Origin of the sequence: Butyricimonas sp. DFI.6.44, assembly GCF_022132345.1 — a bacterium.
Lineage (GTDB): Bacteria > Bacteroidota > Bacteroidia > Bacteroidales > Marinifilaceae > Butyricimonas > Butyricimonas muris.
Window position 1 is genome coordinate 1 of sequence record NZ_JAKNJD010000039.1, and the last position, 354, is coordinate 354.

1 pseudogene is annotated in these 354 nt (G+C 50.8%); it reads right to left on the reverse strand.

Annotation, left to right across the window (positions count from 1 at the left end):
• Nucleotides 1–4: 4 nt before the first annotated feature.
• A pseudogene (locus L0M98_RS22545) lies at nucleotides 5–354 on the reverse strand (efflux RND transporter periplasmic adaptor subunit); the annotation flags it as partial.

Sequence of the window (354 nt, forward strand, 5' to 3'; positions counted from 1 at the left end):
ACGACTAATGTGGCCGCTGTCCGGTCATGTTAGGCATCAAGGGATTTCCACCCGGTTTTGTCTTTATGGATTCAGTCACTTTAGCGGGCAGATGTATCCCGGTAATCACCTTCTCCCCGGCTTGGACACCTTCCAGTACTTCCGTGTAAATCCCATCCGAGATACCGGTACGCACGTTTTTATTCTTCAAGCCCTCGGCGGTCTGTATCCAAACGGATTTCATCTCTTTTATACCCGGTTGTACCTTTGTCTTTTCGGGGGCAACAGACTCCCCATCCTCATTCTCGGGCTGGAAGCGTAGGGCACGCAAGGGAATCATCAAAACATTCGTCTTCTCGTGCGTCAACACCGTGA